The sequence below is a fragment of the Roseivirga sp. 4D4 genome (genome assembly GCF_001747095.1).
GTDB lineage: Bacteria > Bacteroidota > Bacteroidia > Cytophagales > Cyclobacteriaceae > Roseivirga.
Window position 1 is genome coordinate 2,359,813 of the sequence record NZ_MDGP01000001.1, and the last position, 14,026, is coordinate 2,373,838.

Annotated in this window: 10 protein-coding genes; 7 read left to right on the forward strand and 3 right to left on the reverse strand. The window is 42.4% G+C overall.

Going from position 1 to position 14,026, the window contains the following annotated elements; all coding sequences use genetic code 11:
• The 5 genes from lpxD (at position 1) to BFP97_RS10365 (ending at position 4,382) form a co-directional block, all read left to right on the forward strand.
• On the forward strand, positions 1-1,023 hold the full coding sequence (gene lpxD / locus BFP97_RS10345) for a UDP-3-O-(3-hydroxymyristoyl)glucosamine N-acyltransferase (protein ID WP_069842344.1): 1,023 nt from the start codon (positions 1-3) through the stop codon (positions 1,021-1,023).
• A 24-nt stretch (positions 1,024-1,047) separates the two neighbouring features.
• Positions 1,048-2,436, forward strand: a complete 1,389-nt coding sequence (locus BFP97_RS10350; protein WP_069842345.1) for a bifunctional UDP-3-O-[3-hydroxymyristoyl] N-acetylglucosamine deacetylase/3-hydroxyacyl-ACP dehydratase — start codon at positions 1,048-1,050, stop codon at positions 2,434-2,436.
• The gene (lpxA, locus tag BFP97_RS10355) at positions 2,433-3,215 is read left to right on the forward strand and encodes an acyl-ACP--UDP-N-acetylglucosamine O-acyltransferase (RefSeq protein ID WP_069842346.1); all 783 of its coding nucleotides are present in this window, start codon (positions 2,433-2,435) and stop codon (positions 3,213-3,215) included. Before BFP97_RS10350 ends, lpxA begins: the two co-directional genes overlap by 4 nt.
• A gap of 1 nt (position 3,216) precedes the next feature.
• On the forward strand, positions 3,217-3,834 hold the full coding sequence (locus BFP97_RS10360) for an ATP-binding cassette domain-containing protein (RefSeq protein ID WP_069842347.1): 618 nt from the start codon (positions 3,217-3,219) through the stop codon (positions 3,832-3,834).
• A gap of 68 nt (positions 3,835-3,902) precedes the next feature.
• On the forward strand, positions 3,903-4,382 hold the full coding sequence (locus BFP97_RS10365) for a lipocalin family protein (RefSeq protein WP_069842348.1): 480 nt from the start codon (positions 3,903-3,905) through the stop codon (positions 4,380-4,382).
• 67 nt (positions 4,383-4,449) lie between these two features.
• Here the strand turns inward: BFP97_RS10365 and BFP97_RS10370 are convergent, their stop codons facing one another.
• The 3 genes from BFP97_RS10370 to BFP97_RS10380 are packed head-to-tail and all read right to left on the reverse strand — an operon-like array spanning position 4,450 to position 7,954.
• Positions 4,450-5,220: a succinate dehydrogenase/fumarate reductase iron-sulfur subunit gene (locus BFP97_RS10370; protein WP_069842349.1), complete on the reverse strand. Its 771-nt coding sequence runs from the start codon at positions 5,218-5,220 to the stop codon at positions 4,450-4,452.
• A 27-nt stretch (positions 5,221-5,247) separates the two neighbouring features.
• Positions 5,248-7,257, reverse strand: coding sequence for a fumarate reductase/succinate dehydrogenase flavoprotein subunit (locus BFP97_RS10375; RefSeq protein WP_069842350.1), 2,010 nt, complete (start codon positions 7,255-7,257; stop codon positions 5,248-5,250).
• Positions 7,258-7,267: 10 nt separating this feature from the next.
• The gene (locus BFP97_RS10380) at positions 7,268-7,954 is read right to left on the reverse strand and encodes a succinate dehydrogenase cytochrome b subunit (RefSeq protein WP_069842351.1); all 687 of its coding nucleotides are present in this window, start codon (positions 7,952-7,954) and stop codon (positions 7,268-7,270) included.
• A gap of 183 nt (positions 7,955-8,137) precedes the next feature.
• Between BFP97_RS10380 and BFP97_RS10385 the strand changes: the two genes are divergently transcribed.
• A complete protein-coding gene (locus BFP97_RS10385; protein ID WP_069842352.1) occupies positions 8,138-10,993 on the forward strand; it encodes a gliding motility-associated C-terminal domain-containing protein in 2,856 nt (951 codons plus the stop codon).
• Between the two features lie 116 nt (positions 10,994-11,109).
• Positions 11,110-13,974 (forward strand): gliding motility-associated C-terminal domain-containing protein, encoded by a 2,865-nt coding sequence (locus tag BFP97_RS10390; protein ID WP_170827448.1) that lies wholly within the window; start codon positions 11,110-11,112, stop codon positions 13,972-13,974.
• The last annotated feature ends 52 nt before the right edge of the window (positions 13,975-14,026 follow it).

A 14,026-nucleotide genomic window follows, 5' to 3' on the forward strand; every position in this document is an offset into this window, starting at 1 on the left:
ATGGAAATATCAATAGAACAGGTTGCCCAACTGATTGACGGCAAGGTTGATGGAGAAGGCAAAACCACTGTTAATCGCTTAGAAAAAATTGAAGAAGCTACGGAAGGTAGTATTGCATTTCTAGCCAATCCGAAGTACACCCCCTACCTCTACACGACCAAAGCCAGCGCGGTGATCGTCAAGAACGACTTTGTGGCTGATAAAGCCTATTCGACAAACCTCATAAGAGTAGAGGATCCATATTCCAGCTTTGCCAAACTGCTAGAAGCTTATCAGCAGATGACTGCCATAGTAAAAACAGGCATTGAACAACCCTCATTTCAGAGTGAATCTGCCGTCATTGGTGAACAAGCTTACTTGGGCGCATTCTCTTACTTGGGTGAAAACACAAGACTGGGTAAGGATGTGAAGATCTATCCCAACACCTACATTGGAGACAATGTAGAAATCGGTGATAATACTATCATTTATGCTGGTGTAAAGGTATATGCCAACTGTAAGATTGGTGCAAATTGTGTGATTCATTCAGGTGTTGTGATTGGTAGTGACGGTTTTGGTTTTGCGCCTCAAGAAGACGGCACATATAAATCTATTCCGCAGACTGGCAATGTGATCGTTGAAGACAATGTAGATATTGGAGCCAATACAACTATTGATTGTGCCACTATGGGATCAACCGTCATTAAATCTGGCGCTAAGATTGATAACCTGGTTCAAATCGCTCACAATGTAGAAGTGGGTAAAAACACGGCTATTGCTTCTCAAGCCGGACTTTCAGGCAGTGCCAAAATCGGAGAGAATTGTCAAATTGGTGGACAGGCAGGCATTACGGGCCACCTGACCTTAGCCAACAGGACTATCATAGGACCTCAAGCAGGGGTACCGAAGACCATTACCGAAGAAGGAAAAGTATGGTTTGGCTCGCCAATAATGGAGCATCGTGATTTCTTAAGGGTCAGTGTTACCCTAAGAAACCTACCTGATGTGATCAAAAGGGTTAAGGAACTGGAAAAAAAGCTTTAAATTCGCGGAATTTTCAAAGAATACATGAAGACAAAGCAACATACAATTAAGGAGCCGGTTACGGTATCTGGCGTTGGTTTACATACAGGCGTTACGGCCAATATGACGTTCACCCCTGCGGGCCCAGATCATGGCATTAAATTTCAAAGAATCGACTTACCAGACGAGCCGATTGTAGACGCAGATGTCGATTATGTTGTGGACTTGTCAAGAGGTACAACAATTGAGCATAATGGCGCAAGGGTCAATACGGTTGAGCACACTTTGGCTGCACTCGTTGGTCTGGAGATCGATAATGTGTTGATCAAAATTGACGGCCCAGAGCCACCAATATTGGATGGTAGCTCTATGATGTTCATTGAGGCGCTGGAAAAAGTAGGTGTAGAAGAGCAGAATGCACTAAGGAACTTCCTCGAAATTAATGAGAGCGTCATTTATAAAGATACTGACAGAGATGTAGAGATAGCCGCACTCCCCTTAGATGACTTCAGGGTGACTGTAATGGTAGACTATAATTCACCAGTCCTTGGAAGTCAACATGCTTCTTTGAATAGTATTGCAGACTTTAAAAAAGAAATTGCATCAAGCAGAACCTTTTGCTTCCTACACGAGCTGGAAATGCTCTTCAAAAACAATTTGATCCAAGGTGGTGACTTGAACAATGCCATTGTTGTTGTGGACCGTGTGGTAAAAGATGAAGAGCTGGACTATTTAGCTGGTCTTTTTAACAAGCCAAAGGTTGAGGTTAAAAAAGAGGGTATTCTCAACAATGTTGACCTCAGACATCGCAACGAACCAGCTCGTCATAAGCTACTAGATGTTGTTGGCGATTTAGCTCTAGTTGGTAGACCCATCAAAGCTCAAATATTAGCGGCACGGCCAGGGCATGCAGCCAATGTTGCTTTTGCAAAGAAGCTAAAGAAGGCCATGCAGGACTCAAAGTCGAATGTACCCCATTACGACCCGAGTTTGGAGCCTGTCATGGATATCAATCAGATTACACAAATTCTACCCCACCGGTATCCGTTCTTATTGATTGATAAAATCATTCATCTGGATGAAAATATGGTAGCTGGTATCAAAAACGTGACCATGAATGAGCCATTCTTTCAAGGTCATTTCCCTGGAAACCCAGTAATGCCAGGAGTACTTCAAGTAGAGGCAATGGCCCAAATTGGAGGTATTTTAGTTTTAAACACTGTACCAGATCCGGAAAACTATACCCCTTATTTCCTGGGTATTGATAGGTGTAAATTCAGAAGAATGGTCATTCCAGGAGATACTATTAAATTCAAATGCGAATTGACATCTCCGATTAAACGTGGCATCGCCCAGATGACTGGCTATGCTTATGTTGGAAATACATTAGTATGCGAAGCATCCATGACAGCAAGAATTGTTAAGAACCCATGAATCAGCCACTAGCCTATATTCACCCCGAAGCCAAGATTGCAAGAAATGTGGTCATTGAACCCTTCGCTTCCATCAGCAAAAATGTCGTAATCGATGAAGGCACTTGGATTGGATCCAATGTGACCATCATGGAAGGTGCGCGCATTGGTAAGAACGTTAAAATCTTTCCAGGAGCAGTTGTTTCAGCTATACCTCAAGACCTGAAGTTTGGTGGAGAAGATACCACTCTTGAAATCGGTGATAATACAGTCATAAGAGAGTGTGTCACCCTCAATAGAGGTACAGATGCTACCAACAAGACGGTAATAGGCAAAAACTGCCTAATTATGGCTTATACCCACGTGGCGCATGACTGTGTAATTGGAGACAATTGTATCATCGTAAATGCAGTGCAACTAGCAGGCCATGTTACCATCGCAGAATGGGCGATTATAGGTGGTGCGGCAGCGATTCACCAATTTGTGAATGTCGGTGCTCATACCATGGTTTCTGGTGGGTCTTTAGTGAGAAAAGATGTGCCTCCTTATACCAAAGCAGGTCGCGAGCCATTGAGTTATGCGGGTATAAATTCTATCGGTTTAAGAAGACGGGGCTTTTCTAATGAAAAGATCACTGAGATTCAGGAAATCTATAGGTATATCTTTTTAAAAGGCCTTAACAATTCAAAAGCATTGGATTTAGTGGAACTAGAGATGCCACCGACCAAAGAGCGTGATGAAATCATCAATTTCTTTAGGGGATCTGATCGTGGAGTAATGAAAGGCTATACTGCCAGATAGTATGAGAATTGAGGTTAAGGGTTTGGGCAAGAAATTCATCAAAGAATGGATTTTCAGACACCTTGACTATACATTTGAATCTGCTTATTCTTATGCGGTCACCGGACCGAATGGCAGCGGAAAATCCACTTTCATTCAATCAGTGGCGGGCTTTATTCCTACCAATGAAGGAAGCGTGGAGTTCTATGATGACGGAAAACTAATTCCCGAAGATGAGGTATTCAAGACCCTTGACATTACCACTCCCTATCTAGAATTAATAGAAGAATTCACATTAGACGAGTTTTTAGCGTTTCATTTCAAATTTAAAGCGTTACAAGACGGGTGGTCGATAGATGACTTTGTGGAAAAAGTTTATTTACAGGGCGATCGCAATAAGCAAATAAAGAACTATTCCTCGGGCATGAAACAACGGTTAAAGCTTGGTCTATCGTTCTTCTCGAAAAGCGAGGTTTGTTTTTTAGATGAGCCTACAACAAATCTGGATGAGCAGGGTATTGAGTGGTACCTCCTCAATGTAAAGGCTCTTCTGGGAAAAAAGCTTCTGATTATAAGCTCAAACCAAAAGCAGGAATATGATTTCTGCGATAAGGTATTGCACATTGCAAACTATAAATAAGAATGCTTGTTGCAGTGTGTATTTTTAGAATTTATGTCTATTATTGGTAATTGAAGACAAAAGCGACAATGCGTACAAAAAACTACTTACTTAGCCTACTTGTTCTTATTTCTTTCTCTGTAATCTCCTGCGGAGGAGGTGGCGGTGATGGTGATGATACCCCAACCTTAACCCCAGGTGAACAAAGACTTGTTGATTTAGCTGGCTCAAGCGGAACTACTTGGGTGGCCACATCTATTACATTTGATGGAGCGCCTGCCACCGGCTTTGATAATTTCAGCCTGACCCTGAGAGGAACAGCAACTAGCAAAACTTATACATCTATAGACGGAGACCCATTATTTGGTGCTTCAGGTACTTGGGATTTTAACGGTACCAACATCAACCAAATTCTCGTTGATGGCAACTCAGATAACATATTCACCATTAGCAATTTGAACACTACTGCAACTCCAAATACGGTGAGACTGTCAGTGAACTTTACGGCTGACGGAGGTGCTGCATTTGGCACGAGCGGATTATACGTATTAGATTTACAAGAGCAATAGAGCGGATAAAGACATAAAAAAAGGCACCGACTAGTCGGTGCCTTTTTTTATGTCTTTATAATACTAACTACTTATCAGAAGTTACACTTGCCGATAAGTATTCTCTATTCATTCTAGCAATATTCTCTAGTGAAATACCTTTTGGACATTCTACCTCACACGCTCCTGTATTTGAGCAGTTACCAAAGCCTTCTTCATCCATCACCTTCACCATGTTCTGAACACGTTCTTTAGCTTCTACCTGGCCTTGCGGCAACAAAGCAAACTGAGAGACTTTTGCCGATACAAAGAGCATAGCTGAAGCATTCTTGCAGGATGCAACGCAAGCTCCGCATCCGATACAGGTTGCAGCATCAAATGCCTTATCCGCATCGGCTTTCTCAATTGGAATTGAGTTGGCATCTTGCGTATTACCAGAAGTATTCACGCTAATGAAACCACCTGCAGCCATTACTCGATCAAAGGCACTTCTGTCTACCACAAGGTCTTTTATTACGGGGAAGGCTTTCGCTCTCCAAGGCTCTATGTAAATGGTATCTCCATCCTTGAACTCTCTCATATGGAGTTGACAGGTAGTAATTTCTCTACCTGGGCCATGAGCCTCACCATTGATGTACATAGAGCAAGAACCACAAATACCTTCGCGGCAATCATGATCAAATGCTACAGGCTCTTTGCCTTCAGCGATCAATTGCTCGTTCAAAATATCCATCATTTCAAGGAAAGAGCTGTCTGTAGAAATATCAGCCACCTGATATGTCTCCATTTGACCTTTGTCCTTGTTGTTTTTTTGTCTCCAAACTTTAAGTGTCAGGTTTAATCCTTTTTGTGCTGACATATATGTATAGCTAAGTTCTTTAAATCCTTATTTGTATGACCTCGTTTTCAGTTCGATGTTCTCGTAAATGAGTTCTTCCTTATGCAACACTGCATCCGAAGGTTCTCCCTTGTACTCCCAAACAGAAGCATGCGTAAAGTTCTCATCATCTCTGACTGCCTCACCTTCTTCTGTACTATGCTCTTCTCTGTAATGGCCTCCGCAAGACTCTTCTCTTTCTAATGCATCTCTTGCGAAAAGCTCTCCCAGTTCAAGGAAATCCGCAACCCGACCAGCTTTTTCCAACTCAGGGTTCATGCTATCATTTGTTCCTGGTACTGTAACTTCTTTCCAGAACTCTTCTCTGATTTCTTTGATTTCAGCGATCGCTTCCTTCAAACCTTTCTCGTTCCTGGCCATCCCGACTTTGTTCCACATCACCTTGCCCAATCGCTTGTGGAAGTGATCGACAGACTTAGAACCTTTATTGTTTAGGAAGAAATCAATTCTATCCTTAACAGACTTTTCAGCCTCATCAAATTCAGGTGTATCTGTTGGGATTGCACCAGTTCTAATGTCATCTGCCAGATAATCCCCGATCGTGTATGGCAATACAAAGTACCCGTCTGCCAAACCCTGCATCAATGCAGATGCCCCTAGCCTATTGGCTCCATGATCCGAGAAGTTTGCTTCACCGATCGCATAGCAACCTGGAATGGTTGTCATTAAGTTATAATCAACCCAAACACCACCCATTGTATAGTGAACTGCAGGGTAGATTTTCATTGGAACTTTGTATGGATTGTCCGCAGTAATCTTTTCATACATCTGGAAAAGATTACCGTATTTATTCTCAACCACCTTTTCTCCCAAGGCTCTAATTTGAGACTCTGATTGATTGTGGTATCCTTTTACATTTGCCTCCTCTTGGCCATATCGCATGATCGCAGAAGAGAAATCCAGATAAACCGCCTCGCCTGTTTCATTGGTACCAACACCAAAACCAGCATCGCAACGCTCCTTGGCTGCTCTTGAAGCCACATCACGTGGCACAAGGTTACCAAAAGAAGGATACCTTCTTTCTAGGTAGTAATCTCTGTCTTCCTCAGCAATATCAAGCGGGCTCATTTTTCCAGCTCTGATCGCTTCAGCATCTTCCTTTTTAGCTGGCACCCAAATACGTCCGTCATTCCTCAATGATTCAGACATCAAGGTCAATTTTGACTGCTGATCTCCATGTTGTGGAATACAAGTGGGGTGAATTTGAGTAAAGCAAGGGTTAGCAAAATGAGCACCTCTCTTGTGTACTTTCCAACCAGCAGAGACATTAGATCCCATGGCATTGGTTGAAAGGAAGAATACGTTACCATACCCCCCAGAAGCGATCACCACTGCATGTGCAGAATGTCTTTCTATCTCTCCATTCACCAAGTTTCTGGCGATAATTCCTCTGGCTTTTCCATCGACAACCACTACATCAAGCATTTCATGGCGATTGTACATTTGGATTTTGCCCTTACCAATTTGTCTGGACATCGCAGAGTAACAACCCAAAAGGAGTTGTTGGCCTGTTTGACCTTTAGCATAAAAGGTTCTTGAAACCTGAACACCTCCAAAAGAGCGGTTGTCTAATAACCCACCGTAATCTCTGGCAAAGGGAACACCTTGTGCCACGCACTGGTCAATAATATTGGTTGATACTTCAGCTAAACGATGGACATTGGCCTCTCTAGATCTGTAATCACCGCCCTTAACGGTATCATAAAACAAGCGATAGGTTGAATCACCATCACCCTGATAATTCTTTGCGGCATTGATCCCTCCCTGAGCGGCAATTGAGTGTGCCCTTCTTGGAGAATCTTGATAGCAAAATGCTTTTACATTATAACCAAGCTCGGCTAAAGTGGCAGCTGCTGAGCCACCTGCAAGACCTGTCCCTACCACTATAACGTCAATTGACCTCTTATTGGCTGGGTTTACCAGGCGAATATTGTTCTTATAGTTTGTCCACTTATCAGCTATTGGACCTTCTGGAATCCTCGAATTTAATGTCGTCATAATTCCTTTCTTAAATCGCTGTTAGATGATGATAGAGTGCAATGAAAATAAATCCGGCTGGAATAAGTATTGCATAGATATCTCCTAATTTCTTTATTCCCGGTGTGTATTTATCATGACGCGCCCCAGCTGACTGGAAAGCCGACTGGAAACCGTGTTTTAGGTGCATTGCTAAGAAAACAAATGAGAGCACATACAAACCAACACGAATTGGATCGTGAAACTTATGTACCAATTCTTCATAGTACCTGTATTCACCATTGATCATTCCTGACATGTCTCCCTGAATGTATTTGACATTGATCTCCGGAATCCAGAAATCATAGAAATGCAATCCGATAAACCCAAGGATCACAAGTCCAGACCAAATCATGTTTCTTGAGAACCAAGTCGAATTTGCGGCACCTTTATTCATCGCATATTTGACGTCACGAGCATTCTTATTCTTGATTTCAAGTACAAAGCCCATAACAAAGTGAAATACCACTCCGAAGATGAGGATCGGTTGCAAAGCAAACTGTACCAGAGGATTGGTCCCCATAAAATGAGAAACCTCATTGAAGAGTTCTTCGCTAAAAACGGATAGGAAGTTTATAGCGAAATGTTGTAACAAGAAAAAAAGTAAGAATAGTGCTGACAGTGCCATGGCGAACTTACGTCCAATGGAACTGCTGAAGGTTTGTTTAACCCAACTCATTATATGTTAGCAGTTAAATGTATAGCTCAAAGTTATATTCCAAAGGGTTGCAATCAAAGTCAATTTGAATTTGATATCAACAGCCATATAAGAAGTTGTTACAACTCATTGTTTAGATTTTTTGTCTAATAGTATTACTATTTTGCTTTGTCGCGTTTACTCATAAATAATTCTCTCTGAAATATGATCAGAAGGCTGTTAGTCACACTGGTATTTGTCGTTTTAGGCTGCTTTAGTCTTCAGGCAACACACTTGAGATCCGGAGAGATTACTGCGGAGCGAATCTCGCAAACAAGCCTTAGATATAGGTTTACAGTTGTATTGTACAGGGACACTGAATCAGCAGTAGACATAAATGGTGTTTTTAATACAGGAGACGGAAGATTTATTGCTGCCGGCAGAGTGAACCTACAGGCATTGTCCATAAGAGGCATTCAAGAAACCAATCTGGGGAACTTCACTTCCCGTGTAGTGATTCAGTTTGACTACACTTACCTGAGTGAGGGTAACTATACGGTCAGCTATACGGAGGGGAATCGAAATCAAAACATTATAAATCTCGGGGGCACACTGTCAGGCAGCTTTCCTTTTCACGTAGAAACTATTCTCACCGTAAGCAGTACAGTCATCAATAGTACACCACAACTCACCGTCCCTCCGCTGGATCAGGCATGCCTTGGTTCACGCTTTGTTCATATTTCTGGCGCCTTTGATCCTGATGGTGACAGCCTCGCATACCGAATTGTCACGCCCTTGGCAGGATTAAACAACCCTATTCCTAATTACCTTCCATTAGATGACCCTACCATAAGCACCATGAAGGAAGACCAAAGCACTCCTGCATTGTTTACTATCGATCCTCTAAGAGGTGCCCTTCAATGGGATTCACCTCAACTCTCAGGAGAATATTCAATCGCCTTCATTATTGAAGAATGGAGGTTTAACGAACAACTAGGTAGGTCGGAACTGCTGGGCTACGTGACAAGGGATATGCAAATTATTGTAGCCGAGTGTTCCGATGAGAGACCTGTTTTGGAGCCCCCTGCTGACACATGTATAGTTGCAGGTACTGTATTAGAGTCTATTGTTAGAGGTAATGATCCAAATGGAGACCAAATTCTTATGGAGGCATTTGGAGGAGCTTTTGAAGTAAGTTCGTCTCCAGCAGAATATTTGAATTATCCAGACACCAACAATCAGGAAAGGTTTAGAGACTCACCAGCAGAAAACCTATTCAGGTGGGCAACAGATTTATCACACGTTCAAGCACAGCCACACGAAGTCGTCTTTAAAGTAAGCGATGTTCAACTCGATCCTAGTGTACCTACACTATTTGACTTTAAAACCATGAGTATTCAGGTTATTGCACCAGCTCCTACGGGTTTAATCACCGATATCTCCACCTTTAATACGGTTGAGTTAAGCTGGGATAGTTATGTCGGGGCAAGCTTTAATCCCACGCTGAAGGTGTATCGCAGATTAGGAAGCTTTGATTTTCAACCCTCTCATTGTGAAACAGGGCTACCTGATGGATCGGGCTATGAACTAATAGGTGAAGTTGCCGGAAATGAGACTCGTTTCATAGACAATGATGTACGACCTGGAATCAATTACTGTTACCGAATTATCGCGGAGTTTCCAGCTCCCAAAGGGGGTATTAGCTATGCATCAACAGAAGTCTGTCAAGCTATCAATGTCGATGTTCCAATTATGACGAACGTTAGTGTATTGAATACAGATGCCAACAATGGTGAGTCTTTTATTCGATGGACATCACCAATTGGTATCAACCAAATTCTCTTCCCCGGTCCATTTACTTATGAGCTTTATCGTAACAATGACCTTAATGGTCAAAATGGCCGTAGTTTTCTGACTTCAACCTCTGATACGACATTCAACGATATAGGCCATAATACTGAGAATTCGGCATATAACTACTATGTGCGATTTCTTGATGCTGACAATAACCTGGTGGACAGCAGTGCGACAGCCTCATCTGTCTGGGCGCAAACCGTGGGAGAAATCGAGTCTGTCAGGTTGAGCTGGACAGCAAACACACCTTGGTCAATTCAATCACAGGACTTTCCATACCACTACATATATCGGAACCGAACCGATAGAGATGCCAATGATATCGATGACTATACACTAATAGACAGTGTGAATGTTCTCGATAATGGCTTCGAGTATACAGATTTGGGCACCTTTGGCGATTTCTCGCTTGAAACTGACCGATCCTATTGCTACTATGTATCAACTCAAGGGGTATTAGACAAAGCGGGAATAGAAGCTCCATTGCTAAACAATTCTCAAATCCATTGCGCAGTACCGTTAGAAAGACCAGTACCAGGTGCCCCTGAAATACTCATAGAAAATGACTCATCGTTGATTGTGGGACCCAGCGGTAATAGCCTGGTGGTGGTTGAGAAAGAGGATTGTCAAAATACCAACTTTCAAACTTGCAATGCCCTTTCACTGACCAATACCATCAACTGGATAATTAATGGATCAGAAACCAATATTGCCAGTTACAATATCTATTTCTCGAAAGATGGTGATCCCAATAACTATGAGCTAATAGGGAATGAATCGGTTAAAACCTTTACTCATGTAGGACTCAGCGAATTTAAAGGTTGCTACAAGGTCAGTGCTGTGAACATGAGCGGAGTTGAGGGAGCACTAAGCTCAGCAATTTGCTTTGACAACTGTCCTTATTACGAACTGCCGAATACTTTCACCCCAAACGGAGATGAGTTAAATGATACCTTCAGAGCTTTCGATTTACCGAATCGTAAATGCTCTAGGTTCGTTAAGTCAATTGACTTTAAAGTTTATGACAGATGGGGAGGAAAAGTCATCTACCGGTCAAAAAACTTAAATGAGCAAACGGGAGTATTTATAGACTGGTCAGGCATTGACAATCAGGGTAATCCGTTACCATCGGGCACTTACTACTTTACCGCCTCGGTTACGTTCAGCACCTTCGATACTTCTCTTATAAAACAAGAATTCAAAAATTGGGTTCGGATTATTAGGTAGTGCTTAATGACTTCAACTAAGGGTCAAATGGCCTACAGAATGTCAAGAAATATTAAAGGAAAGTACAACTAATTACAGATATTGCGTTTAGACCTTAAAGGTATTACTACATGAGTATGTTCAGAAGATTAATTCTGTGCTTAACACTAATTTCCCTCTTCGCCATTGATGCCGCAGCAACACACATCCGTGCCGGGGAAATCACTGCTGTCCGAATATCTCAATCTGGACTGAGATATCGCTTTACCCTAACAATCTATAGAGATACGGAAGGTGTACCCTTTGGAGATGGTGGTATTTTCAATTTTGGTCAGGGAAGAACAATCGGGCCCGGTATCGAAGCTTTACGTGCAGAAGCGGTTGATAATAGGATTACCGAGGTTGAAATTGGAAACCAAACTTCTGTTATCACTATTCAGTTTGATCATACTTTTGACGGTCCTGGAGTCTATGTAATAAGCTTTACGGAGCAAAATAGAAATGCCAACATTATAAACCTTGGCGGTTCAGCCTCTGAAAGTCTAGCATTCCACGTAGAAACAGCATTAAGAATTAGAGCGGGTGACACGTTGAACGATACTCCAATCTTAACGATCCCTCCAATAGACAGAGCATGTATTGGCGGAAGATTTATTCACAATGCAGGTGCCTTCGACCCAGATGGCGATAGCCTTGCGTATAAACTTGTAAATCCTCTACAAGACAGAGGGGTTCAAATAGAAACCTACTTGCCATTAGATGATAGCTCGATTTCTACTATTAGAGAAGATGGTGGTAGCCCGGCAATTTTTGAAATCGACCCCATCACCGGGGATTTGGTATGGGACGCACCTATGCTGGCCGGGGAATACAATATTGCCTTTATTGTTGAAGAATGGCGATTTTCAATCCTAAACGACAGGTACGAACTCATAGGCTTCGTTACCCGTGACATGCAAATTGTAGTGGAAGATTGTAACAACGAGCGACCAGAATTGCTTATTCCGCCAGATACCTGTGTAGAGGCTGGCTCTCTCTTAAATGCAGTTGTTTTGGGAACGGATCCGGATGGAAACCAAGTATTGCTTGAGGCTTTTGGTGGAGTATTTGATCTGAATATTTCACCAGCAGAATTCCTGTCGCTGCCTGATAGTTCTGCTCTTCCAAGATTTAGAGACCAGCCAGCAGAGTCACTTTTCAGCTGGCAAACAGACATATCACATGTAAGAACCAGACCTTACGAAGTACAATTCAAAGTATCCGACAGGCCCTTTGACCGTGATGCCCCAGCCTTTACTGATTTCAAAAGGTGGAATGTGACCGTTGTAGCCCCTGCTCCAACAGGTTTGACTGGATCAATTGCCTCCAGCACGTCCATTCAGTTAGATTGGGATAATTACATTGGCGCTAATTTCAACCCTAAGATGCAGGTTTACAGGAGGGTCGAAAGCTTCGACTTCACACCTGAGAACTGTAATATTGGTATTCCTGCAAATTCAGGCTATGTACTGATCGATGAATTACCGATCGATCAGACCACCTATATAGATAACAATGATGTGAGACCAGGTGTCAATTATTGCTACAGGTTAGTAGCGGAATTCCCTTCTCCTTCAGGAGGAACAAGCTACGCCTCACAAGAATTCTGTATTCTTATACCATTAGATATTCCAGCGATCACCAATGTTTCAATTGATGAAACGAGTGATACCAATGGTGAGGCTTTCATAAGGTGGGTTTCTCCATTGGATATTGACGAAACGTTATTCCCTCCTCCATTCAGATATGAACTGTTCCGCTATGACGGTTTTACTGGAACCAGCGGAAGGACACTGTTAGTCTCTACAACAGACACGGTATTTACTGATACGGGTATCAACACCCAGGATCAACCCTTTAACTATCAGGTAAGGTTCTATGATGCAGACGATAACTTAATAGATAGCTCAGCAACGGCATCTTCCGTTAGGCTCGAAGCTGTTGGTGAGATCCAATCCGTTAATCTTACATGGAGTGCCAGTGTACCTTGGTCTAATCAGGTTCAGAGTTCACCATATCATCTCATCTATCGAAACCGTACTGATCCAGATGCAAATGACGTAGATACTTTTGTACTGATTGACAGTGCTAAAGTGACTGTGGATGGCCTAAGATATTTTGATGATGGATCGTTCAATAATACCCCTCTCCGCGATGACAGGGAATACTGCTACTTTGTGACTACTAGAGGTAGCTATGGCAATGAAAAAATAGATGCACCGTTGGTTAACGATTCGCAGATCATCTGTGTAATGCCAAACGATGAGGACCCTCCTCAGGAACCTGAAATTGAGCTGCCGGGTGATACCACGGTGATCCCCGGAGACTTCCCACTCATTCTACTGGAAAGTGACAATTGTCAAAGACTTGAAACAGAGCCTTGTGCTTTTGCCAACTTTACAAATACCTTGGACTGGACCGTAGATGACGTTGACAATGATGTTGCCAGCTACAACATCTACTTCTCCAATACGGGTGCAGAAGACAGCTTTGTACTGATTGCTAACACCAGAAACACCACATTTGAGCATACAGGGTTAAGTGAAATCAAAGGCTGTTATAGAATAGCATCGGTGGACCGATCGAACAATGAAAGTCCTTTGAGTGATCCGGTCTGTTTTGATAACTGTCCTAATTACCAGCTACCTAATACATTCACGCCTAACGGTGATAATATCAATGATACTTTCAGGGCATTTGATCAGCCTAATGGCAGCTGTCCTAGATTTGTAGAGTCTGTAGTGTTTCAGGTCTTTGATCGTTGGGGTGGAACTGAAATCTTCAGTTATAACTCTGCTCAGGATACCGAGCCAAATATCTTCATTGATTGGGACGGCAGAGACGTGAATGGAAATCCACTACCGTCAGGCACGTATTACTATTCTGCCACTGTGACTTTCGATGTGCTCGATCCTAGATTGAGAACTCAAGAGTTTAGAAACTGGGTGAAAATAATTCGATAAAATTCAGTACTATTTCAAGCAATCCTGAAGAGCATTAGTTCGTTATGGTTTT

Coding starts and splice junctions, on each gene's coding strand:
- lpxD (WP_069842344.1), top strand. CDS start 1: ATGGAAATATCAATAGAACAGGTTGCCCAACTGATTGACGGCAAGGTT.
- BFP97_RS10350 (WP_069842345.1), top strand. CDS start 1,048: ATGAAGACAAAGCAACATACAATTAAGGAGCCGGTTACGGTATCTGGC.
- lpxA (WP_069842346.1), top strand. CDS start 2,433: ATGAATCAGCCACTAGCCTATATTCACCCCGAAGCCAAGATTGCAAGA.
- BFP97_RS10360 (WP_069842347.1), top strand. CDS start 3,217: ATGAGAATTGAGGTTAAGGGTTTGGGCAAGAAATTCATCAAAGAATGG.
- BFP97_RS10365 (WP_069842348.1), top strand. CDS start 3,903: ATGCGTACAAAAAACTACTTACTTAGCCTACTTGTTCTTATTTCTTTC.
- BFP97_RS10370 (WP_069842349.1), bottom strand. CDS start 5,220: ATGTCAGCACAAAAAGGATTAAACCTGACACTTAAAGTTTGGAGACAA.
- BFP97_RS10375 (WP_069842350.1), bottom strand. CDS start 7,257: ATGACGACATTAAATTCGAGGATTCCAGAAGGTCCAATAGCTGATAAG.
- BFP97_RS10380 (WP_069842351.1), bottom strand. CDS start 7,954: ATGAGTTGGGTTAAACAAACCTTCAGCAGTTCCATTGGACGTAAGTTC.
- BFP97_RS10385 (WP_069842352.1), top strand. CDS start 8,138: ATGATCAGAAGGCTGTTAGTCACACTGGTATTTGTCGTTTTAGGCTGC.
- BFP97_RS10390 (WP_170827448.1), top strand. CDS start 11,110: ATGTTCAGAAGATTAATTCTGTGCTTAACACTAATTTCCCTCTTCGCC.